Here is a 21,376-nt window from a genome sequence, read left to right on the forward strand (position 1 = left end):
ATTGAGAAGTTCTCTCCCAGGGAGTGGTACACTTTTCAATTCCCGTAACTGGTACACTTTTACGTTCCCATTGACACTTGTCCGAGAAATTTCCGATTCTCTTGGAGCCTCAAGCACTGTCGTGTGCGTCGACGTCAGGAAACAGCCCCTTGACGATTCCTATATCCCCTACCTGTCAGCGGGCCTGAATCAGGGAAATGTGGACCTGATAGAGTATCTGGTCGAAGTCCAGGAGGCCGGAGCAGGGGAAATTATTGTTACGGACATAGAGCGTGACGGCACGATGTCAGGATTGAATCTGCCGCTCATTGAGGAGCTGCGTCGGCATGTCAGTGTGCCCCTGCTCTTCTCAGGGGGCACTGCAGATATTTCCGATTACGGCAGGGCGGCCGCGCTTGGTGCCGATGGAGTGGTCGCTGGGGCAATGCTGGTCTACTATGGCATACACAAAGCGGTTCTAATCAACTATCCCACTTCAGAGGAAATTGACGATGTCTTCGAATCTTATTGCCTGTGTGCCTGATTTCCATATCAAGTAATGCTGCTGTCGAACAGGAAGAACTCTTTTGAATATACTGCTCGTAAATCATTATGCAGGTTCGCCGGTCCATGGCATGGAGTATCGCCCTTTCTACCTGGCGCGCGAGTGGGTGCGCCTTGGACACAGCGTGCGGATTCTGGCTTCGGCCGAGTCGCACGTACGGGCGCGCCAGCCAGATCTGCTGGGACGGAAAAGTCTCGAAGAGGTCATTGAAGGGGTTTCTTATTCCTGGTACCGTACTCCTCCCTATGTGGGTAACGGGATCGGCAGGGTGCGCAACATGGCTTCATTTGTGGGGTGGCTGTATCGGGAAGGGAAGCGGATTGCGGATGATTTCCGCCCCGACGTCGTCATTGCTTCCAGCACCTACCCGATGGACATCTGGCCGGCTCATCGCATTGCACGGATGGCCGGTGCTAGATTGGTCTACGAAGTCCATGATCTCTGGCCCCTTTCTCCGATTGAGCTTGGCGGGATGCCACGCTGGCACCCGTTCATCATCCTTGTGCAAATAGCGGAGGATTATGCGTACCGGCATGCGGATTCGGTTGTGTCCATGTTGCCCAAGGTGCGAGAGTACATGGAATCCCGTGGCATGGCACCGCACAAGCTGCATATCGTTCCCAACGGTATCGACCCTGCAGAGTGGGACTCGGACTTTCCTCCTTTGGAGGGCGATGTCAAGGCGGTATTCAAACGCTTTCGGGAGGAGGGGTTTTCTATTGTCGGATATGCAGGCGCACATGGGGTTGCCAACGCGCTGGATGCATTTCTGGAAGCGGCAGTTCTAATGGCTGAGGAACGGGTGGTATTCATGCTTGTGGGAAATGGACCGGAGAAAGCAGTGTTACAGCGGCAGGCCTCCGCAGCTGGCTTGAGAAACGTCTGTTTCCTTGATCCCGTTAAAAAAAACCAGATTCCATCACTGTTGAAGTGGTTTGACGTAGCTTACATCGGTTTGCAGAGGCAGCCGCTCTTCCGATTCGGAATAGCCCCCAACAAGCTTATGGACTACATGATGGCGGGCTGCCCCGTGCTCATGGCAATTGAAGCAGGAAATGATCCTGTGGGCGAAGCCGGATGCGGCCTGACCGTCATGCCCGAAGATGCCGGCGCAATCGCAAAGGGAATTCGCACCCTGCTCGCCATGGGCGAAAAGCAGCGGAATGAAATGGGTAGATTGGCAAGGAAGTATATCCTGCAACATCATACTTATCTGGTGCTTGCACGGCGCTTCCTGGAGGCGGTGACATGAGAGAAGAGAGGATAGATCATTAATGGTTGATCCAGAGGAGATCCAACTGGTCAAAGAGCGGTACGAGCGCCGCAAAGGGCTTGGCCAGGCCTCCTTGTACAGCCCCCTCAACCCTGATGTTTACATGGGACAGCAGGAAAGGGAACGTGCACTTATCTCTCTGTTCAAAAGGGCACACCTTGGGGCGCTGGACAGGGTGCGGGTCCTTGAAATCGGTTGTGGTTTCGGCGATAACCTGCTCCAGCTCATTCGGCTCGGGTTCGCCCCCTCAAACTTGACCGGAAACGAACTCTTGCCCGAACGTGCGGAGAGGGCGCGGAGCAACCTGCCACAAGCGACTGAGGTATTGGTTGGAGACGCTTCTGCTCTTGGCTTCGCTGACCGCTCCTTCGATATCGTCTATCAATCCACGGTATTCTCTTCCCTTCTCGACAATTCGTTTCAGCGCATTCTAGCCGACCGGATCTGGTCGCTGATCAAACCGGGGGGGGGGGTGCTCTGGTACGATTTTACCTTTGACAATCCCCGGAATCCGGATGTGCGGGGTATGCCGGTCAGGAGAGTGCGCGAGCTCTTTCCTCATGGTGAGTTGGATTTTCGCCGGATAACCCTTGCCCCACCCATCAGCAGGAGGGTCACGCGGATACATCCCGGCCTTTATACAGTTTTCAATGCGGTGCCCTTTTTAAGAACTCATGTCCTCTGCTGGATAAAAAAAACAACACAAGGTTAAAACCATGTCCTCTTTCCTGCCGTTCGCTCTCCCTGATATCGGAGATGAAGAAATCGCTGAAGTGGTTGACGCCATTAAGTCCGGTTGGCTGACGACCGGACCGAAAACGAAACGATTTGAAGACCAGTTTGCTGCATTCATCGGTTCGGATTGCGAGACAATAGCCGTCAACTCGGCAACCGCCGGTCTTCACTTGGCCTTAGAAGCTGCGGGAATTGGCCCCGGCGATGAGGTCATTACGACCACCTATACCTTTACCGCCACTGGGGAGGTGGTCCGCTATCTTGGGGCCGACTCGGTATTCGTGGATGTGGACCCGCTGACCTTCAACATGGATCCGAAACTTGTAGAGGCATTGATCGGACCCCGTACCAGGGCTATCGTTCCGGTTCATTTCGCGGGCCTTTCGTGTAATATGGAAGCCTTGCTCTCCATTGCCAGAAAGTATGGTTTGAAGGTAATAGAGGATGCTGCCCATGCCCTTCCGACCACCTGCAATGGAAAGCTGATTGGCTCTCTGGAAAGTGATGCCACTGTCTACAGTTTTTATGCCACCAAAACTATTACCACCGGCGAAGGTGGCATGTTGGTTACCCGTGATCCTGAGTTGGCAAAACGCTGCCGAGTTATGCGACTCCATGGCATCAGCCGTGATGCTTTTGATCGTTATACATCCAATAAACCTGCGTGGCACTATGAGGTGGTTGCGCCAGGATTCAAGTATAACATGACGGACCTCGCGGCCTCTCTCGGCATACATCAACTCAAGAAGGCATGGCAATTCCAAAAACGCAGAGCAGCAATGGCTGCTATCTACGACGAAGCATTTAAAGAATTACCGGTAATCCTCCCGCCGCACGCACCCGAGGGTGATGTCCATGCCTGGCATCTCTATGTTATCCGATTGAGAGATGATGTAAGTATCAGCCGGGATCGATTTATTGAGCTTATGGCTGAGAAGGGGATTGGTTGCAGCGTTCATTTCATACCGCTTCATCTTCACCCTTACTGGCGTGACCGATATAATCTTAAGCCTGATGATTTTCCGAATGCCCTTCGTGCCTATGAACGCGCAGTGAGTTTGCCTTTGTACACTAAGATGACGGACTCTGATCAGCAGCGCGTCATTGATGCAGTCAAGGAAATTCTCGAATGTTAGCAAAGCGTGTTTTTGATCTATTTTTTTCCATTGCTGGAATCCTTGTGTTGCTGCCGTTATTTGCATTCATTGCAGTCTGGATTAAATTTGATTCGAAAGGTCCAATATTTTTCCGACAAGAGCGGGTAGGACAGTTTGGCAGAGTATTTCGTATATTCAAGTTCAGGACCATGTGCCAGGACGCAGAGGCAAAGGGGAGACAGATCACCGTTGGAGAGGACTCCCGTATCACCTGCTCCGGTAGATTTCTTCGCAACTATAAGCTTGATGAGCTTCCCCAGCTCATTAACGTAATTAGGGGAGAAATGAGTCTTGTGGGCCCTCGACCTGAAGTGCCACGGTATGTTGCAATGTATCCGCCAGCAGTAAGGGAGAGGGTTTTGTCGGTACCGCCAGGGATTACCGACTACGCCTCGATCGAATATCGTGATGAGAATACAATTCTCGGACATGCGTTGGATCCGGAACGAGCATATATAGAAGAGGTAATGCCTGTGAAACTTTCTTATTACGAACGCTATGTGTCCGAACGATCATTGTGGGTTGATTTCTGGGTGATCCTGAAAACGTTGAGGGTGGTGTGGTAGCTTTTTTTGAGGGTTTTTCGTTGTGCTGATGAATTTACTTTGATCGCTTCTTGGAAGGGACAGCCGGCAACCATGTTCAAACCGTTCATCTTCATTCTGACCCAACGTCGCCTGATGGTTTTCTCTCTTGATACAGCGTCAATCGCTGCCTCGTTCCTCCTCGCCTTCCTCCTCCGCTTCGACTTCACCTTTCCTCCTTCATACCATGAACTCATCAAGGATGGTCTGCTGGTTGTCCTGCTCGTAAAGCCTCTGGTTTTTCTTTTTTCGGGAATGTACCGCAGCATCTGGAAATACGCCTCATTGCAGGACGGTATCGAAATTTTCAAGGTAGTGACCCTTTCCACTCTCATTACCTCCTTTGTCCTCTTTTTCCTGCACGATACCAGCGCAATGCCCCGTTCCATCTATGTCCTCGACTGGGTTTTACTCTTTGCCATGGTGTCGACGTCGCGGCTTCTATGGCGGGTCTACCGCGAAACCTACATCATCCCCCGTTACCATACCGGCAAGCGGACGCTGATTGTAGGAGCGGGCGAGGCGGGCAACCTGTTATTGAAGGAAATAAGGAAGCAGAAAAATCCAGCCAACCAAATCATTGGATTCCTGGACGACGATCCGGCAAAACAGGGGATGCGCCTCGGGGGGGTGCCGGTTATGGGGGATCTCGGCCGCCTGCGGGCCGCCATCAGAAAGCACCGGATCGAAGAGGTCATCATCGCCATTGCGACTGCCCAGGGTGCTGTAACACGGCAGGTCGTCTCCTGCTGCAAGGAGACCAAGGTCAGGTTCAAGACCCTGCCGGGGATCAAGGACATCATTGACGGCACGGTCTCCATCTCGCAAATCAAGGATGTGGAGATTGAGGATATTTTGGGCAGGGAGCCCGTTAAGCTCGACCTTGAAACCATCCGGGGATACCTGACCAACAAGCGTGTTCTGGTGACCGGCGCGGCGGGGAGCATCGGCAGTGAAATTTGCCGCCAGGTGGCGGCATTCTCTCCCTATAAGCTGCTCCTCTTCGAGTGCGCGGAAACCCCCCTGTATCAGATCGAGAAGGAACTTACGGCAACCCACCCCAATCTCCGGATCATTCCGGTCATCGGTGATGTGCGGGACCAGGCCCGGGTCGAGGCGATTTTTGATGAGTTTCAGCCGGAGGTGGTTTTCCACGCGGCAGCCTACAAGCATGTGCCGATGATGGAGTACAATCCGGTGGAGGCAGTCACAAACAACATCGGCGGGACACGGGTGCTCGCAAACGCGGCCCACCGGTTTGGGGTGAAGAATTTTGTCATGATTTCCACCGACAAGGCGGTGAACCCGACCAATATCATGGGGGCCAGCAAGCGGGTGGCGGAGATCTATGTGCAGAGTCTGGCAAGGCGAAGCAGGACGAATTTTACCACGGTCCGTTTCGGTAACGTGCTGGGGAGCAACGGGAGCGTGATTCCGCTGTTCAAGGAGCAGATCAAGACGGGGGGGCCGGTTACGGTCACCGACCCCAAGGTGATCCGGTACTTCATGACCATTCCCGAGGCGTGCCAGTTGGTACTGCAGGCAGGGTGCATCGGCAACGGCGGAGAGATTTTTGTCCTCGACATGGGTGATCCGGTCCGCATCCTTGATCTGGCGGAAGAGTTGATCAGGCTTTCGGGGTTTGTCCCCCATGAGGAGATAGATATCGTTTTCACTGGTCTGCGGCCCGGTGAGAAGCTCTTTGAGGAACTCCTCATCGATGGGGAGGGGATTAAGCCGACACGGCACGAGAAGATAAAGGTCCTTGCGGCCATGGATTCCGATTTCGACGCCGTTGAGAGGGAACTGGGAGTTCTTTTTGCCATGGCCGGAAACGCTGACATCGCGGGGATTGTGAAGCAGCTCCGGACGATTGTGCCGGAATTCTCGCCCCAGTATTCGTTCAACGGTGCTGCACCGGTTGCATTTCAGCGGGTTCGCCCCGATCTTTTTCCTCCCTCGGCTTCGAAGGTGGTCAAACTGCAGAAGCAATAGATTGCGGGAAATTTTTTTATGGTTCGATGGAGTATGTTTATGGGGGAGAGAGCCATATGGCAATTAATCCTGGGGTGAATACCAAGCGGACACGACGTGTTGCCTGCTTCTCATGTCTCGCGACCCTGGCGCTACAGATTTTTGCGGTAAGTGCTTGGGCCTTGTCGTCCCCCAACATCCCCCTCGACAGCCCTGTCTATTCCTATCTTGAAAAGCTGGCCGGTTTCGGATTGATGCGGTCTGACGTGGCGGGGATCAAGCCTTTTTCCCGGGCCGAGGCTGCGCGGCTTTTGTTGGAGGCGGAGTGGAACCTGGAGGCGGGGATGGGCGCCGGTGATCTGGAGTTTGCCCGGTCAATCCTGGCGGAACTGCGCCGGAAGATTCCCCGGGAAGCGGCCCTTTACCAGGAGCCCGGCAAGGCGGTGGCCGTGGATGTGAACCCCCTGTCGAGCGCCCGAATCAGGTACGTGTATCTGGATGGGAAACCCCGCTCCTACGAGCGGCCGGTCCACGACCCGGGTGACGATGGGGTGTTCGGCATCGGGTCGGGGCTTCGGCCCGCCAACTCCTATCCTTATCCCGTGCAGCAGCACGGTACGGAGGGGACGCCCCTCATGGAGAACAACGAGGGGGTTATCTACCGGGACGGCCATAATGCCGAGGTGCGGTTCAGCGCCGAGGCCCACGTGGGAAGCGTGGCGTCCGCCCTGGTGGAGCCGCAGCTTTCCTATGGCCGAGAGGAGGGGGCCTCGGCGAAACTCGTCAAGGGGTACCTGAAGCTCGGCGGAGGCGGGCTGGAGCTGGAGGTGGGACGGGATGCCAACTGGCTGGGGCTAGGGAGCCGCGGAACGGTGACCCTGACCAACAATGCCGAGAACTTTGACCTGGTGAAGCTTTCGAGCCCCGAACCCATTCAGCTGAAGTATATCGGCGCCATCAAGTATACCCTTATCGGCTCCCGCTTCGATGCCACCGTGACCAACGGCGTGGAGCGCCGTCCCTGGTTTCTCGGCGCGAAGCTCTCGGTGAAACCCGTTGATACCTTCGAGGTGGGGATCAATCTGGGGAAGGAATTCGGCGGGCCCGGGGTGAACAACAGTTTCGGCGATTACGTGCGGGGAATTGTCGGCGGCACGAGCGCGGACAACACCAACAACCTTGCCGGGGTGGAGATGCGGCTGAGACTGCCGTTCCTGCGCAATACCGAGATCTACGGCGAGTTCTCCGGGGAGGATTCGGCCTCGTTCTGGCCCATCGTTGAGAGCTACGTGGCCGGCTTCTTCATCCCCCGCCTCACTGCCAGCGGCAGGGACGACCTTCGTTTCGAGTTTTTCAAGGGGAACAACATCCTTTACACCAGCGGCACATTCCCGGAGGGGTACCTCCACAAGGGGATGCCCATCGGCCACTCCCAAGGGGGGGCGGTCATCGAGTTCTATCTCCGCTACAGCCACTGGTTCTCGGCGCGGAACAATCTGGCCTTGGAGTTCTACCGGACCGACCGGGGACACGAGGGGAGGGTGAAGGCGGACGCCGCAGGTCACTTTGATCCGAACGGCGTCATGCAGGCCATCGAGAAGAAGCATGCCGGCCGGATTTCCTGGACTCTTCCGGTCCATGGCGATGTGGACATGAACCTTCTGTACGGCATCGAAAAGGTGGAAAATGTTGACCTTCAGGAGGGGAATGACCGCACCAATCAGCTCTTCAAGGCGGAGTTGCGGTATCGGTACTAAGTGAGAGGAGCGAGATAGCAACTTATTCGCTATTTCACTATCTCACCATCTCGCTCCCTCAACGCTTCTGCCAAAGCCTTTCGCGCCTCCTCCTCGCCATGGACGAGTATAATGGATCGGGGCGGCACAGGGATACCTCGCACGAAATTGACCAGACCCCGCTGGTCGGCGTGGGCCGAGTAGCCGCTGATGCTGTGTACTGTGGCTCGGAGGGGAAAGTTGCCGCCATCCAGGTCGATGAAGGTCTGTTCACCGGTTTCCATGCGCTTTTTTTCAGCTTCCAGAATTTCTCTCCCCGGTGTCCCGTGAGCCTGGTAGCCGACAAAGAGAATGTCGGTGCGCGGGTCCCCCATGAGGGCCTTGAGGTAGTTGACGATGCGCCCTCCGGCGCACATGCCGCCGGCTGCAATGACCACGCAGGGGCGGGCGGTCCTGCGGAGGTAGTCAATGGTGTCCCGATGGTCGTTGTGGTTTTCGATAACCGTCATCTGCTCGAAGGAGAGGGGATGGCGCCCCTGGGAAATGACCTCTGCCGCTTCCTGGTCCCAGAGATGGCGGAGCTGGTCGTAGACCTCGGTGATGTGGAGGGCCAGGGGGGAGTCGACAATGATTTCAAGGTCGTCCCAGGGGAGGTTCGTGGCCGCCTCGTCATTCCTGTGTTCGGCGATGAGGGATTCAATCTCGTAGAGGAGTTCCTGGGTTCTGCCGATGCTGAAGGCGGGAACGAGGAGGGCGCCCCTGTTTTCCAGCGCCCGGACGATGACCTGCCGCAGCTTCTCCCGCCGCTGTTCGCGCCCCTCGTGGAGGCGGTCGCCGTAGGTTGACTCCAGCACCAGGATGTCGGCCCGCTCCGGTGGCGCCGGGTCGGGCAGGAGCGGCGTGAAGGGGGCGCCAAGGTCCCCGGAGAAGACCACAACCGTTTCGTTGTCGTGTTGCGATGCGGTTGTTTCCTGTGCCGATGGGCGGGCGACGCGGAGTTCCGCATAGGCCGAGCCGAGGATGTGTCCCGCCTGCTGAATCCGGAGCGACACGTCCATGCCATCCCAGGTGCCGAGCTTGTGCCACGTGCCAAAGGGGAGGGGGACGAGGCGCTTTTTCATTGCCCCGATGAATTGCTCGATGAGCCTTTCGTCCCGGGTGATACCCACCTTGACGGCGTCTTCGAGGACCAGGGGGAGGAGAAGGGCCGAGGCCTCGCTGCACCAGATGGGCCTCTGGAAGCCGGCTCCCATGAGGTGGGGAATGCGGCCGCAGTGGTCGATATGGACGTGGGTCAGGACCAGACCCTGGACCCGGTCGAGGGGGAAATCGATGAAAGGGGTGTGTTTCTTCCCCTTTCCAGCGTCCGCATCACGTCCCTGGAACAGACCGCAATCAATGAGAATGCTTGCATTTTCTGAGATAACGAGTTCGTGGCATGACCCGGTTACGCCAAATCGCCCGCCATGGTGAATGATTTCCATGATCTCCCCCTGTCAATCTGACCGTAACGAATGAGAAGCTAATAATAAACCCGCCACGGAAAGTCAAGGAAGTTCAGGACGCACCAGGGATCGGGGCGCCGGCGGGAAGAGCGTTTTCGGGTTGACTGGCGGGGTGAGAACGGGGTACTTATCCATGTTCGTTGCACTGCGTTGATCATCGATATTTTTGAGCACATGAGGGACCAATGAAGCGATCCATACAATCTGCATTTCTGCTTTTTCTGGGGGTGGTGCTTGCCATTGCCGCAGTCGCTGCGGCGGTCGAGCCCAATGGTGCCGGCAGGGATTATACCGGCAGCCAGTGGGATGTTTCCGGACCGGGGGGCGGATACGGCGTCCAGACCGCTCCGCAGACAGGCGGGTACATGATGCAGGGAGCCCCCCTGTCAGGAAGCGGATATGTTCAGGGAGTCCAGCAGCCCGGCGGGTATGGGGTTCCCGGAGCCATGCAGCCCGGTGGGTATGGGATGACAGCTCCGGGTGGATATGGCGCTCCTCAGGTTCCGGGCGCAATCCAGTCCCAGCAGGATACCGAGCAGGAGCAGGGGCTTCGCCTCATGGACGAAGGCAAAGAGGTTGAGCAGGGGCCGAAACTGCTGCTCAAGGCGGAGCCAGGCGACGGCATGGTGTCGCTCACCTGGACCGTAACCGGAGTGCGCCGCAAGGCCGAGGATATCCCACCCCGGTTTGTGGTGCTGTACGGGACCGAACCGGAGAAGTATCTGAAGGCTGTGCCGGTGGGCGACGCCACCAGCTTCCGGGTGAGGGAGCTGAAGAACAACCAGATCTATTATTTCAGGGTGCAGGGGCTCCCCGGTCTTGGCCAGCGCCAACTGAAGGCTCTCATTTCGGAAGAACAGAAGGCGACGCCCATACCGGTGGAGGAGTTGGGTTCGTCCCTGGAGCGGGCCTTTGCCCGCAAGAGCCCCACCCTCCTCGACAAGATCGAGCCCACCCCGGTGGACCGGACCCTCAAGCAGTTCGGCTACGACTTTTTCAGGAACAGCATCGCCAACCTCCCTTCGGTGGATAATCTGCCGGTCGGTTCCGATTACGTGATCGGCCCGGGCGATAAACTGCGGATCGACGTCTGGGGGAGCCTCCAGGCCCGCTACGACGTGCCCGTGGACCGCAACGGCGAGGTTACCATCCCGCGGGTCGGCGCCGTCAAGGTGTGGGGGCTCTCCTACGGCCAGGCACGGCAGGCCATCGACAAGGCCTTCTCCCGGTACTACAGGGGGTACGAGCTCAATGTCACCCTCGGCAGCCTCAGGACCATCCAGGTCTACGTGGTTGGTGAGGTTGAGGTTCCCGGCACCTATAATGTCAGTTCCCTCGCCACCGTCATCAATGCCCTTGCCGCGGCCGGGGGGCCGTCCAAAAACGGCAGCCTCCGCTCGATCCGGATTTCACGCGGCGGCAAGGCGGTCCAGGAGATCGATCTTTACGACATGTTCCTGAGCGGCGACCGGAGCCGTGATATCCGCCTGGAGAACGGCGATACGGCCTTCGTGCCGGTCATCGGGCCGGTGGTTGCCGTGGCGGGGGAGGTCAAGCGCCCCGGCATTTATGAGATCAAGGGGAAGACGACCCTGCCGGGCCTTCTCGTGATGGCAGGTGGGATAACCGCTGCCGGCGACACGGGGCGGATTCAGGTGGAGCGGATCGAAGGAAACAGCACCCGGGTGGTCGCCGATTACGTGACCGACGGAAAGTCGCCGGATACGGAACTGGCCAAGGTCGAGGTGCGGGACCACGACATGGTGAACGTCTTCCCGGTCCGCGAGGCGATGCGCGAGGTGGTGACCCTGGCGGGGAATGTGGCGCGCCCCGGGGCCTACCAGTTCCGGAAGGGGATGCGGGTGAAGGACCTCGTTCCTGACGCGTCGGTTCTTCTTCCCGAGTCGTACCTAGAGAGCGCTGAGATTACCCGCCTCTCGCCCACCGACTACCGCCGCGAGGTCATGACCGTTAACCTCCGGGAGGCGCTGAAGGGGAATCCGGCCGACAACGTGGAGCTGCAGGAACAGGATACGATCAAGATTTTCTCCCGGGACGAGATGGTGGAGCGTCCCCGGGTTTCCATCAACGGACAGGTGGTGAATCCCGGCATCTACGACTACTTTCCCCGCATGACGGTCCGTGACCTGGTGACCGCTGCCGGCAGCCCCAAGCGCAACGCCTATCTGGAGAGCGCCGAACTGACAAGGGTGGCGGTTGGCGGCAACAGTGCCAAGGCGTCCCGCCTGGAAATCAACCTTGGCAAGGCCCTTGCCGGGGACCCGGCCAACAACCTGGTTCTTGAGCCCGAAGATGCCCTGATCGTACGGGGTATCGAGAACTGGCTTGAGGCCACCGATCGGTTCGTGACCCTGAGGGGAGAGGTGAAATTCCCCGGAACCTATTCCATTGCCAAGGGGGAACGCCTGAGCTCAGTCATCGCCCGGGCCGGCGGCTTCACCGACAAGGCCTATCTGAAGGGTGCCAAGTTCAAGCGGAAATCGGTTCGGGACGAGCAGCAGAAGCGGATGGACGAGGTGATAACCCGGACCGAGCAGGAAATCCTCCGCAAGCAGGGTGAGTTGGCAGCGGTTGCAGCGTCCAAGGAGGAGCTCGAAGCGACGCGCACGGCCCTGGAAGGGCTCCAGAAGAGCTTGGCAAAGCTGCGGGAGTCAAGGGCCGAAGGGCGCGTGGTGATCCGCCTTGCCCAACTGGATTCGTTCAGGAAGTCTCCCTATGATCTTGAGCTCATGGGGGGAGATATCCTTGAGGTGCCCCAGGTTTCCAGCGTCGTGAACGTCATGGGGCAGGTCTACAATCCCACCTCCTTTGTCCATCTTCCGGGCGAGGATGTGGCCCACTACCTGAAGGATGCAGGCGGGGCCACGCGGGACGGCGAAGAAGACGACATGTACATCATCAGTGCCGACGGGTCGGTCCTCAGCCGCCATCAGACCTCCTTCGGCATCAATTGGAGCGATTCCCAGCGACGCTGGACCTTTGGCGGGTTCCTGGCAACGCCCCTCGATCCGGGGGACACCCTGGTGGTACCCCAGAAGCTTGAGCGGATCGCCTGGATGCGGGAGATCAAGGACATGACCACTATCCTGTCGCAGGTTGCCCTGACCGCCGGGGTGGTTGTTGCGGCCGGACTGTAGGGGCGAGACGACATGACTGAACCCATGAGAAATGAACAGATCGTCGAAGATGACGAGATCAACCTCCTGGAGCTGCTCCAGGTGCTGGTGCGGCGCAAGCGGCTGATTGTGGTGATGTGCGCTGTCGCGGCGCTTCTTTCGGTGGCGTACAGCCTCACCCTTCCCAATATCTACACGGCCACGGCACGGGTTCTCCCTCCCCAGAAGGACGGGGGTGGCGGTCTGTCGGCCCTGGTAGGACAGGCAGGGGCCCTTGCCGGGCTGGCTGGCGTTGGAGGGCTTGGGGGGGGGGCGGATCTCTACGTGGGAATTCTTAAAAGCCGGTCGGTTGCCGATGCGGTGATTAAAAAACTCGACCTTCAGAAGGAACTAAAAACCAATAGTTCCGACGAGTCCCGGATGGCTCTACAAAGCCTTGTAAAGATCCAGGCCGGGAAGGACGGCATCATCACGGTCGCCGCCGACAGCAGGAATCCCCAACTGGCCGCTCGGCTGGCCAATACCTTTGTCGATGAACTGGGAAAGAAAAGTGTCGAGCTGAATCTGACCAAAGCCGGTACGGAACGGATTTTTCTGGAGAAGCGGCTCGACGTGGTAAAGGCTGACCTGAAAAAGGCGGAAGAATCCCTCAGGGGGTTCCAGGAGAAGAACCGTGCCTTCAAGGTTGACGACCAAGCCACCGCCACGATCGAAGGGGCAGCCAAACTCAAGGCCGAGATCGTTTCGAAAGAGGTGCAGCTTGCCTCGTTGCGCAGCTACCAAACCAACGAGAACCCTGAGGTGAAGGCAGTGGAGGCCGCCCTTGCCAAGCTCAGGGGGCAGTTGGGCGTCCTCACCGGAGGGGGAAGAAGCAGCGACCTGATGCTGTCGGCCGGAACAATGCCGAGCCTTGGGCTTGAGTACGTACGACTCATGCGCGAGGTGAAGACACAGGAAGCCATATTCGAGCAACTCACGAAACAGTACGAGGTGGCCAAGCTGGGAGAGGCCAAGGATTCTTCGTCGATTCAGGTGCTCGACGAGGCAGTCGCTCCCCAAAATAAGAGCAAGCCCAAGCGTTCCCTGATCGTCATCCTGTCAACGGTTACGGCGTTTTTCCTGGGGATATTTATCGCATTCATCCAGGAGTACGCCCAGAAGATGAGTGACGAGGACCGTACGCGGTGGAACGAGATCAGGGAATCCCTTTCGCTCTCCCGAGCCCGGCGCGGTTGACGGCGTGGGACTGTTTGCGTTGAATGGAGACCACATGAACGACAGTGCCAAGAAATTCCCTTCCCTTCGTTTCATTCTCCTTGCTGGTTGGGTGGGGACAATTATCTGGCTTTCCCTTGATCCGTCTCCGCCTCATCCCACCATAGGGCTCATAGGGTGGGACAAGTTCCAGCACGCCTCGGCCTACGGGCTCCTTGCCCTGTTGTGGGGGAATTTCCTGGTGACGTACCGCCGGTGCCAACGGCGCTGCTGGCTCATGGCCTTTGTGGGGGCCGTCGTGTTGGGGGCCTTCATGGAGGTGGCCCAGGGAGTCCTGACGACCGCCAGGACCGCCGAGTTCGGCGACCTCATTGCCGATGCGGTTGGAGCCGGTGCCGTGAGCCTTGCTGCCTGCGCCTGGAGTGCGAGAAGACTATCCTTGGCCCTTGTCGTGGCCTTGACGCTCCTTGTGGGTGCGCGGGGAGCCCAGGCCGATGACAATGGCGGGGTGGGCACCTTTGTACGCGACGAGGCCGTAACCCTTAGCGACGAGACCGGGGAGTTTCTCGCCGCTCCCTTCCGGACCGACAACAACGCCATTTGGAAGACCTTGGCTGTCGCCGGTGCCGTCGGGCTTACCTACATTTATGATACAGACATCCGGGACAAGGTGCAGGGAACAAGGGGAAAGACCCTTGACCGGGCAGCCGATGCGGGGAACGTGATTGGCAATCCCTTCGTTCACCTGGGAGTTGCCGGTGCCGTCTGGGGTGGCGGGATCCTTGCCGATTCACCCCGGTGGCGGGACACGGGGCTCATGATGGGGGAGGCGGCGGTCATTGCCGATGCCGCCACCTTTGTCCTGAAGCAAGCCGTCGGACGGGCGCGCCCCCTCACGGGGAGCAGCAAGGGAAGTTTCCGCCCGCTGCAGTTCGAGTCGGATTACGATTCGCTTCCTTCCATGCACACGGCCAGCTCTTTTGCCATGGCCTCGGTCATCACCCGAACGTCGGGGAGCGTCCCGGTGGGGGTCCTTTCCTATGCCACCGCCGCCTTTGTGGGGTTCTCGCGCATGTACGAGGACAAGCACTGGGCAAGCGACGTGCTTCTGGGCGCTGTCATCGGCGAGCTGGCGGGGCGGGTCGTCACGGACCATTATGCGCGGAAGGGTAGTGTTACGGTGGTCCCTTCTGTCAGCAGTTCGTCGGCGACACTGGCGCTGGTGGGCAAGTTCTAGGCAAATTTGGAAGAGGAGCAGATATGGGGACAGTGCTTTTCCTGGTCACTGATCCCAACTCCCGGAGGTATTAATGCTTTCCGCAATCATTTTCGATTTCGACGGTATCATCGTCGATACCGAGCCGCTCCATTACCGGGCTTTCCAGGCTATTCTCGAGCCTCTGGGGCTTGGCTATGCCTGGGAGGAATACGTGAACCTCTATATGGGATTCGACGACCGCGACGCCTTCCGCGAGGCCTTCAGGGTTCACGGCAGAGCCCTGGATGACCATGAGCTGGAACTGCTCATTGACCGCAAGGCTGCGGCGTTCCAGGAGATCATCTCCAGCGGCGTTGCTCCCTATCCGGGAGTTGTCGAGCTCATCGGATCCATTAACGGTACCCTCCCGCTGGCGCTTTGCAGCGGCGCCCTCAGGTGCGACATCCTGCCCATACTTGCCGGTCTCGGATTGTCCAATGCCTTCGACGTGATAGTCACCGCCGAAGAGGTGACTGCCAGCAAGCCCGATCCCGCCAGCTACGCCCTTGCCGTGGAGCGGCTCGCCGCTGCCTTCGCCGACCGGAGGATTCTCCCCGGTCGTTGCATCGCCATTGAAGACACCCCCGCCGGCATCGCCTCCGCCACCGGCGCCGGCATTCCCGTCATCGCCGTCACCAACAGCTATCCCGCCGAGATGCTCAGCGGCGCCGTCCGGGTGGTTGACTCCCTTACGGGGCTTACCTTGACGGACATTGAGAACCTGGCGAGATAGCGAGGGAGCAAGTAGTAAAGTCTCACTCCCTCGCTATCTCACTCTCTCGCCACTTGCTGTTTCGCTACCTCGCCATCTCACCATCTCGCTATGCCTCTTCCCATTGAAGACATCCTGCCTCAGCTGAGATCCTCCCTTCAGACCCACAATTCAGTGGTCATCCAGGCTCCGCCCGGAGCCGGCAAGACGACGCGTGTTCCCCTTGCACTCCTGGACGCCCCATGGCTCACGGGGAAGGGTATTGTCATGCTCGAGCCGCGACGGCTTGCGGCCACCAACGCGGCCCGCTGGATGGCGTTCACCCTTGGCGAGGAAGTGGGGGAGACGGTGGGTTACACGATCCGCTTCGACCGGAAGGTGTCGCGCCGAACACGGGTGGAGGTGGTGACCGAGGGGGTGCTCACTCGCCGGCTCCAGGCAGATCCGCTCCTCGAGGGAGTTGGAGCGGTGATCTTCGACGAGTTCCACGAGCGGAGCATCCATGCGGACCTGGCCCTGGCCCTGTGCCGCGACGTCCAGCAGGGACTGCGGGAGGAACTGCGGATCATCGTCATGTCGGCGACCCTCGATGCCGCACCGGTGGCAGAGCTTTTGGGGAACGCGCCGATCATCACGAGCGAGGGGCGGGGTTTCCCCGTGAATATCCGCTATCTTCCCGAGGACTCCCGCGACCCCCTCCCGGTCGCCGTTTCCGGTGCTATCCGCACGGCCCTCGCCTCTACGGAGGGGGACATCCTCGCCTTTCTGCCCGGCGCGGGGGAGATTCGTCGCTGTCGCCAGCTTTTGCAGGAGGGGGGAGCGCTCCCTTCGTCTCCCTTGATCGCACTCCTCTTCGGCGACCTTCCCTTTGCGGATCAGGAACGGGCCATTCTTCCCGCCGAGCGGCGCAAGGTGGTACTCGCCACCAACATCGCCGAGACGAGTCTCACCATCGAAGGGGTGCGGGTTGTCATCGACGGCGGTTTCTGCCGTCGCCTGCGGTTCGATCCCGCGTCGGGCATGGACCGGCTCGTGACGGAGCGGATTTCGGCAGCCTCCGCCACCCAGCGGTCAGGGCGGGCCGGCCGGCTCGGTCCTGGCACCTGCTTCCGGCTCTGGTCCGAACACACCCAGCGGACTCTCATTCCCGCTGACCCTCCCGAGATCGCCACCTCCGACTTGACGCCGGTGGCCCTTGACCTAGCTGCCTGGGGGGTGACCGACGCCTCAACCCTTTCGTGGCTCACGCCCCCTCCCAAAGCCTCTTTCGAGGAGGGGCGACAGCTCCTTGTTCAGCTTGAAGCCCTCGACCGCAACGGCATGATCACCGAGGTCGGCCGACGGATGGCAGAGCTGCCGGTTCATCCCCGCCTCGCCCACATGCTCATCAGGGCCGTCGGAAAGGGCGTTGGCCCTCTTGCCTGTGACGTGGCAGCGATCATGTCGGAGCGTGACCTCGTGAAGGTTTCCGGAGGGGTGGCGTTGGAGCGGAGCGAAAGCGACATGCTCGTGCGGGTGGAGGCGCTGGAGGGATGGCGGAAGGGGCGGCGTGTTGTCGAGGTCGATGCCGCAGCTTGCCGCACCGTCGACCGATCTGCCCAGCATCTGCGCAGGCTGCTCAACATCGGGAAGGAGAATGGGGTTGCCGGCGCGGATGCCGACACGGTGGGCCTCCTGCTCGCCTGGGCTTACCCGGATCGAATCGCGCTACGACGCGGTGACGGCGGACGCCGGTATCTCCTTGCCGGAGGCCGCGGTGCGCTTCTCTCCGAACGAAGCTCGGTTCATGACGAGCCGCTTCTGGTGGCCCATGTGGTGGAACGGGGGGCGAGGGGAGACGACCTGATCCGCCAGGCAAGTGTTCTGACGCTGGAAACCTTCACAAGGGATTTCTCCGACGACATCGTCACCGAGAGGAAGGTTTTCTGGGATGAACGGGAAGGGCGGGTTGTAAGCTGCGAGGAGGAGCGGTTCGGTGCCCTCGTCCTTGGAAGCAGGCCATCCGCTGCCACAGCTGATGAGGTGAGAAGCGCCCTGGTGGAAGGAATCGTGAGGGGACCCGGCCTGTCAGCCCTTAGCTGGTCCACGGCCGCACGTCGGTTCAGGGCGCGGGTGCGGCTCATGGCCCGCGTTTTTCCCGACGAGGGATGGCCCAATCTCTCCGATGAGGCCCTCCTGGCAACTCTTGGCGAGTGGCTGGGCCCCCATCTGGACGGGGTGCGGCGACTTGCCGACGTGGCTGCGGTTGACCTGCTCCCTCCGTTGCAGGGGCTCCTCCCCTGGAATCTGCTCCGCCGGCTTGACGAAGGGGCACCGACCCATCTGGTGGTTCCGAGCGGTTCACGAGTCCCTATCGATTACGGAGATGACGGGATACTGACCCTGGCGGTGAAGCTCCAGGAGATGTTCGGCCTTGCCGAGACCCCCACGGTGGCGTGGGGGAGGGTGCCGGTGGTTGTCCATCTCCTGTCGCCGGCCGGCCGGCCCCTTCAGGTGACCGCAGACCTGCGGGGGTTCTGGAACGGGGCCTACCAGGAGGTGAAAAAGGAGATGCGGGGGCGCTACCCCAAGCATCCGTGGCCCGATGACCCGTGGTCTGCCATCCCGACGCGCAGGACAAAGGGGCAGGAGGGGAGAAAATAGTATGATATCTGATATAGTTAAGGGGGTTATGGAATGTTGCTGAAATAGAGGGTTCCGTCCGCCTGGACGATGCGACGGATGGCATCGACTGTGCGCCGGTTGGCGGCACTCCCCGTGGACGGTCCCCCCGCCAGGAAGGTGGAGGTGATGTTGTTTTCGCCCCGCCACGCCTCGAAGTGGAGGTGAGGACCCGTTGAGCGCCCCGTGGAGCCCGAGAGGGCGATGGGGGAGGTGCCGTCCACTGAGTCGTTTTCAGCCACAAGATTGACGGAATTGTGGGCATAGAGGGTAATGGTTCCGTCGCCGTGGTCCACGATGACCATGTTGCCATAGCCGCCGCGTAATCCGGCAAAGACCACCCTTCCCGGAGCCACCGGACGGACGGCGGTTCCTTCGGCAACGGCGATGTCGATTCCGTGGTGTTCGCGAAGGTTTCCGTTGATGGGGTCGTGGCGGAGTCCCACCAGGGAGGAGATTCTCCCGTGGACGGGAAGGGTAGGGGAAAACGTGGGAGATGACGCCTGTGACGGCTTTTCGCCGATGCCGGTGGCGGCCAAATGGCCGGGTATGCTCCGTTTGCCGCGGCGTGGGGCAGGCCGCTCCTTCATTACCAGCGTCGCACCGCTTTTCCCGGGGGCATCGGTGAAGCAGACCACTCCCTCTTCATCCACATAGCGGTAGATGTCGGCGACTCCTTCCCGGGGGAGGACGATAACGAGGGCAGCGATTATGAGGGCGTTCTTTTTCATGGTCTGGACTTACCGGTACTATACCTATCGGCATTAGAGCCTGCAAGCTTGAGATGAGAGTATATTTTTCGTGCGATGCTTCTGATTTGGGCATGGTGATTCTGCTTGTGCCTCATTTTTAAGCTGATGTTTTTCCGTTCTTTGCATTAGAGTGCGCTGTTGTTGGGTAACGCATTGTAATTGTTGGGGAGAACAAAGTGTGCCGTTTTGGGCAAAGTATTTGCTATGCCCATGAACATTATTGGCGTGCAAGGTTTTCCTGGAATCTTGCTTTTGAACCCCGACGCACCTATAATCAGCCAGTTTTTAACCATTTCCAAGAGGGGGTGCTGTGTCTTGAAAAAAGTCGAAGCGATCATAAAGCCGTTCAAGCTGGACGAGGTCAAGGAAGCCCTGAACGAGATCGGCATCCAGGGGATTACGGTCGCCGAGGTGAAGGGTTTCGGCAGGCAGAAGGGGCATACGGAGCTCTACCGGGGCGCCGAGTATGTGGTTGATTTTATCCCCAAGATCAAGATGGAGATCATAGTCGGCGACGATATTGTCGGAAAGGTTGTCGAGACCATCGAGCAGGCCGCCAAGACCGGCCGCATCGGTGATGGCAAGATATTCGTGACGCCGGTGGAGGAAGTGATCCGCATCCGCACCGGTGAGCGGGGCGAGGACGCTCTGTAGGACCAATACAATAAGCCAGGTAGTTACCATGAAAGGAGACGTTTAGATGACACCACAAGAAGTAGTAAGCTTCGCCAAGGAAAACGGCGCGCTGATGGTCGATTTCAAGTTCATGGACTTCGTCGGGACGTGGCAGCACATTTCCGTGCCCATCACGGAGTTCAGCGAAGATACCTTTGAGGAAGGGCAGGGGTTTGACGGTTCCTCCATCCGCGGCTGGCAGCCGATCCATGCCTCCGACATGATCCTTCTTCCCGATCCCGAGACGGCGAAGATGGACCCCTTCGTGGCGGTGCCGACCCTGTCGCTGATCTGCAATGTCTTCGATCCGATCACCAAGGAAGATTACACCCGCGATCCGCGGAACATCGCCCGCAAGGCCGAGGCCTACCTGAAGTCCACCGGCGTTGGCGATACCGCCTTTTTTGGCCCGGAAGCTGAGTTCTTTATCTTCGACGAGGTGCGCTACGATTCCAGCGCCAACCAGTCCTTCTACATGGTCGACTCTGTGGAGGGGGCCTGGAACACCGGCCGCGAGGAGTTCCCGAACCTGGGCTACAAGCCGCGCCACAAGGAAGGATACTTCCCCCTTTCCCCGACCGACTCCCAGAACGATCTCCGCAACGAGATGGTGATGGAGCTCCAGAAAGTCGGCATCCGGGTCGAGTGCCAGCACCACGAGGTTGCCACCGGCGGCCAGGCCGAGATCGACATGCGCTTCTCCTCCCTCGTGGACATGGCCGATCAGCTCCAGTGGTTCAAGTACGTCATCAAGAACGTTGCCTACAGAAACGGCAAGACTGTAACCTTCATGCCGAAGCCCCTTTACGGCGACAACGGTTCCGGCATGCACTGCCACCAGTCCATCTGGAAGAACGGCCAGAACCTCTTTGCCGGCGACAAGTACGGCGGGCTCTCCCAGATGGCCCTCTGGTATATCGGCGGCATCATCAAGCACGCCAAGGCCCTCTGCGCCATCACCAACCCGACCACCAACTCCTACAAGCGTCTGGTGCCGGGCTTCGAGGCGCCGGTGAACATGGCCTACTCCAGCCGCAACCGTTCGGCCTCCATCCGGATCCCGATGCTTTCCTCCAACCCGAAGGCCAAGCGGATCGAGTACCGGACTCCCGACCCCTCCTGCAACGGCTACCTTGCCTTCGCCGCCATGCTTATGGCTGGCCTTGACGGCATCGAGAACAAGATTGATCCGGGGCAGCCGCTGGATAAGGATATCTACGGTCTTTCCCCGGAAGAGCTCAAGGACATTCCGTCCGCTCCAGGTACCCTTGAGGAAGCCCTCAATGCCCTCAGGGACGACCATGAGTTCCTTCTCAAGGGCGACGTCTTCACCCCCGACGTCATCGAGAAGTGGATCGAGTACAAGACCGAGGCCGAAGTCAACCCGGTACGGATGCGTCCGGTTCCCCTCGAGTTTGACCTCTACTACGACATCTAATCCGTTTTCACTGCGGCATC

General features: G+C 59.1%; 16 protein-coding genes. 14 read left to right on the forward strand and 2 right to left on the reverse strand.

Annotation, left to right across the window (positions count from 1 at the left end; translation table 11 throughout):
* The 7 genes from KI811_RS15160 to KI811_RS15190 form a co-directional block, all read left to right on the forward strand.
* Window positions 1-523: HisA/HisF-related TIM barrel protein (locus KI811_RS15160; RefSeq protein WP_246551799.1), on the forward strand; the 523-nt coding region annotated here is incomplete at its 5' end.
* A gap of 43 nt (window positions 524-566) precedes the next feature.
* On the forward strand, window positions 567-1,796 hold the full coding sequence (locus tag KI811_RS15165) for a glycosyltransferase family 4 protein (RefSeq protein ID WP_214187323.1): 1,230 nt from the start codon (window positions 567-569) through the stop codon (window positions 1,794-1,796).
* Window positions 1,797-1,818: 22 nt separating this feature from the next.
* Entirely contained in the window at window positions 1,819-2,529 is a 711-nt protein-coding gene (locus KI811_RS15170; RefSeq protein WP_214187324.1) for a class I SAM-dependent methyltransferase, read from the forward strand.
* 4 nt (window positions 2,530-2,533) lie between these two features.
* A complete protein-coding gene (locus KI811_RS15175) occupies window positions 2,534-3,688 on the forward strand; it encodes a DegT/DnrJ/EryC1/StrS family aminotransferase (RefSeq protein ID WP_214187325.1) in 1,155 nt (384 codons plus the stop codon).
* Window positions 3,682-4,275 carry a sugar transferase gene (locus tag KI811_RS15180; RefSeq protein WP_214187326.1) on the forward strand — a complete coding sequence of 198 codons (594 nt, stop codon included), beginning with the start codon at window positions 3,682-3,684 and terminating at the stop codon, window positions 4,273-4,275. Before KI811_RS15175 ends, KI811_RS15180 begins: the two co-directional genes overlap by 7 nt.
* A gap of 72 nt (window positions 4,276-4,347) precedes the next feature.
* Window positions 4,348-6,288 carry a polysaccharide biosynthesis protein gene (locus tag KI811_RS15185; RefSeq protein ID WP_246551800.1) on the forward strand — a complete coding sequence of 647 codons (1,941 nt, stop codon included), beginning with the start codon at window positions 4,348-4,350 and terminating at the stop codon, window positions 6,286-6,288.
* Between the two features lie 56 nt (window positions 6,289-6,344).
* The gene (locus tag KI811_RS15190) at window positions 6,345-8,024 is read left to right on the forward strand and encodes a capsule assembly Wzi family protein (RefSeq protein ID WP_214187327.1); all 1,680 of its coding nucleotides are present in this window, start codon (window positions 6,345-6,347) and stop codon (window positions 8,022-8,024) included.
* A gap of 29 nt (window positions 8,025-8,053) precedes the next feature.
* On the opposite strand, the gene KI811_RS15195 is transcribed toward KI811_RS15190, so the two are convergent.
* Window positions 8,054-9,487, reverse strand: a complete 1,434-nt coding sequence (locus KI811_RS15195) for an MBL fold metallo-hydrolase RNA specificity domain-containing protein (protein ID WP_214187328.1) — start codon at window positions 9,485-9,487, stop codon at window positions 8,054-8,056.
* 206 nt (window positions 9,488-9,693) lie between these two features.
* On the opposite strand from KI811_RS15195, the gene KI811_RS15200 reads away from it, so the two are divergent.
* The 5 genes from KI811_RS15200 (at window position 9,694) to hrpB (ending at window position 18,473) form a co-directional block, all read left to right on the forward strand.
* Entirely contained in the window at window positions 9,694-12,666 is a 2,973-nt protein-coding gene (locus KI811_RS15200; RefSeq protein WP_214187329.1) for an SLBB domain-containing protein, read from the forward strand.
* A gap of 12 nt (window positions 12,667-12,678) precedes the next feature.
* On the forward strand, window positions 12,679-13,881 hold the full coding sequence (locus KI811_RS15205) for a GumC family protein (RefSeq protein ID WP_214187330.1): 1,203 nt from the start codon (window positions 12,679-12,681) through the stop codon (window positions 13,879-13,881).
* A gap of 34 nt (window positions 13,882-13,915) precedes the next feature.
* A complete protein-coding gene (locus KI811_RS15210) occupies window positions 13,916-15,097 on the forward strand; it encodes a VanZ family protein (RefSeq protein WP_214187331.1) in 1,182 nt (393 codons plus the stop codon).
* Between the two features lie 73 nt (window positions 15,098-15,170).
* Window positions 15,171-15,851, forward strand: coding sequence for an HAD family hydrolase (locus KI811_RS15215; RefSeq protein ID WP_214187332.1), 681 nt, complete (start codon window positions 15,171-15,173; stop codon window positions 15,849-15,851).
* A 90-nt stretch (window positions 15,852-15,941) separates the two neighbouring features.
* Window positions 15,942-18,473: an ATP-dependent helicase HrpB gene (gene hrpB / locus KI811_RS15220; protein WP_214187333.1), complete on the forward strand. Its 2,532-nt coding sequence runs from the start codon at window positions 15,942-15,944 to the stop codon at window positions 18,471-18,473.
* Between the two features lie 26 nt (window positions 18,474-18,499).
* On the opposite strand, the gene KI811_RS15225 is transcribed toward hrpB, so the two are convergent.
* A complete protein-coding gene (locus KI811_RS15225) occupies window positions 18,500-19,222 on the reverse strand; it encodes a peptidoglycan DD-metalloendopeptidase family protein (protein WP_214187334.1) in 723 nt (240 codons plus the stop codon).
* A gap of 336 nt (window positions 19,223-19,558) precedes the next feature.
* Between KI811_RS15225 and KI811_RS15230 the strand changes: the two genes are divergently transcribed.
* Both KI811_RS15230 and glnA read left to right on the forward strand, forming a co-directional pair.
* The gene (locus KI811_RS15230; protein ID WP_004513157.1) at window positions 19,559-19,897 is read left to right on the forward strand and encodes a P-II family nitrogen regulator; all 339 of its coding nucleotides are present in this window, start codon (window positions 19,559-19,561) and stop codon (window positions 19,895-19,897) included.
* Between the two features lie 46 nt (window positions 19,898-19,943).
* A complete protein-coding gene (glnA, locus tag KI811_RS15235; RefSeq protein ID WP_214187335.1) occupies window positions 19,944-21,356 on the forward strand; it encodes a type I glutamate--ammonia ligase in 1,413 nt (470 codons plus the stop codon).
* Window positions 21,357-21,376: the final 20 nt, after the last annotated feature.

The organism is Geobacter hydrogenophilus (genome assembly GCF_018501225.1).
Classification (GTDB): Bacteria; Desulfobacterota; Desulfuromonadia; order Geobacterales; family Geobacteraceae; genus Geobacter; species Geobacter hydrogenophilus.

Bases quoted from the DNA above. Each gene is read 5' to 3' on its own strand.
- KI811_RS15170 (WP_214187324.1), top strand. From the start codon at position 1,819: ATGGTTGATCCAGAGGAGATCCAACTGGTCAAAGAGCGGTACGAGCGC.
- KI811_RS15175 (WP_214187325.1), top strand. From the start codon at position 2,534: ATGTCCTCTTTCCTGCCGTTCGCTCTCCCTGATATCGGAGATGAAGAA.
- KI811_RS15180 (WP_214187326.1), top strand. From the start codon at position 3,682: ATGTTAGCAAAGCGTGTTTTTGATCTATTTTTTTCCATTGCTGGAATC.
- KI811_RS15185 (WP_246551800.1), top strand. From the start codon at position 4,348: ATGTTCAAACCGTTCATCTTCATTCTGACCCAACGTCGCCTGATGGTT.
- KI811_RS15190 (WP_214187327.1), top strand. From the start codon at position 6,345: ATGGCAATTAATCCTGGGGTGAATACCAAGCGGACACGACGTGTTGCC.
- KI811_RS15195 (WP_214187328.1), bottom strand. From the start codon at position 9,487: ATGGAAATCATTCACCATGGCGGGCGATTTGGCGTAACCGGGTCATGC.
- KI811_RS15200 (WP_214187329.1), top strand. From the start codon at position 9,694: ATGAAGCGATCCATACAATCTGCATTTCTGCTTTTTCTGGGGGTGGTG.
- KI811_RS15205 (WP_214187330.1), top strand. From the start codon at position 12,679: ATGACTGAACCCATGAGAAATGAACAGATCGTCGAAGATGACGAGATC.
- KI811_RS15210 (WP_214187331.1), top strand. From the start codon at position 13,916: ATGAACGACAGTGCCAAGAAATTCCCTTCCCTTCGTTTCATTCTCCTT.
- KI811_RS15215 (WP_214187332.1), top strand. From the start codon at position 15,171: ATGCTTTCCGCAATCATTTTCGATTTCGACGGTATCATCGTCGATACC.
- hrpB (WP_214187333.1), top strand. From the start codon at position 15,942: ATGCCTCTTCCCATTGAAGACATCCTGCCTCAGCTGAGATCCTCCCTT.
- KI811_RS15225 (WP_214187334.1), bottom strand. From the start codon at position 19,222: ATGAAAAAGAACGCCCTCATAATCGCTGCCCTCGTTATCGTCCTCCCC.
- glnA (WP_214187335.1), top strand. From the start codon at position 19,944: ATGACACCACAAGAAGTAGTAAGCTTCGCCAAGGAAAACGGCGCGCTG.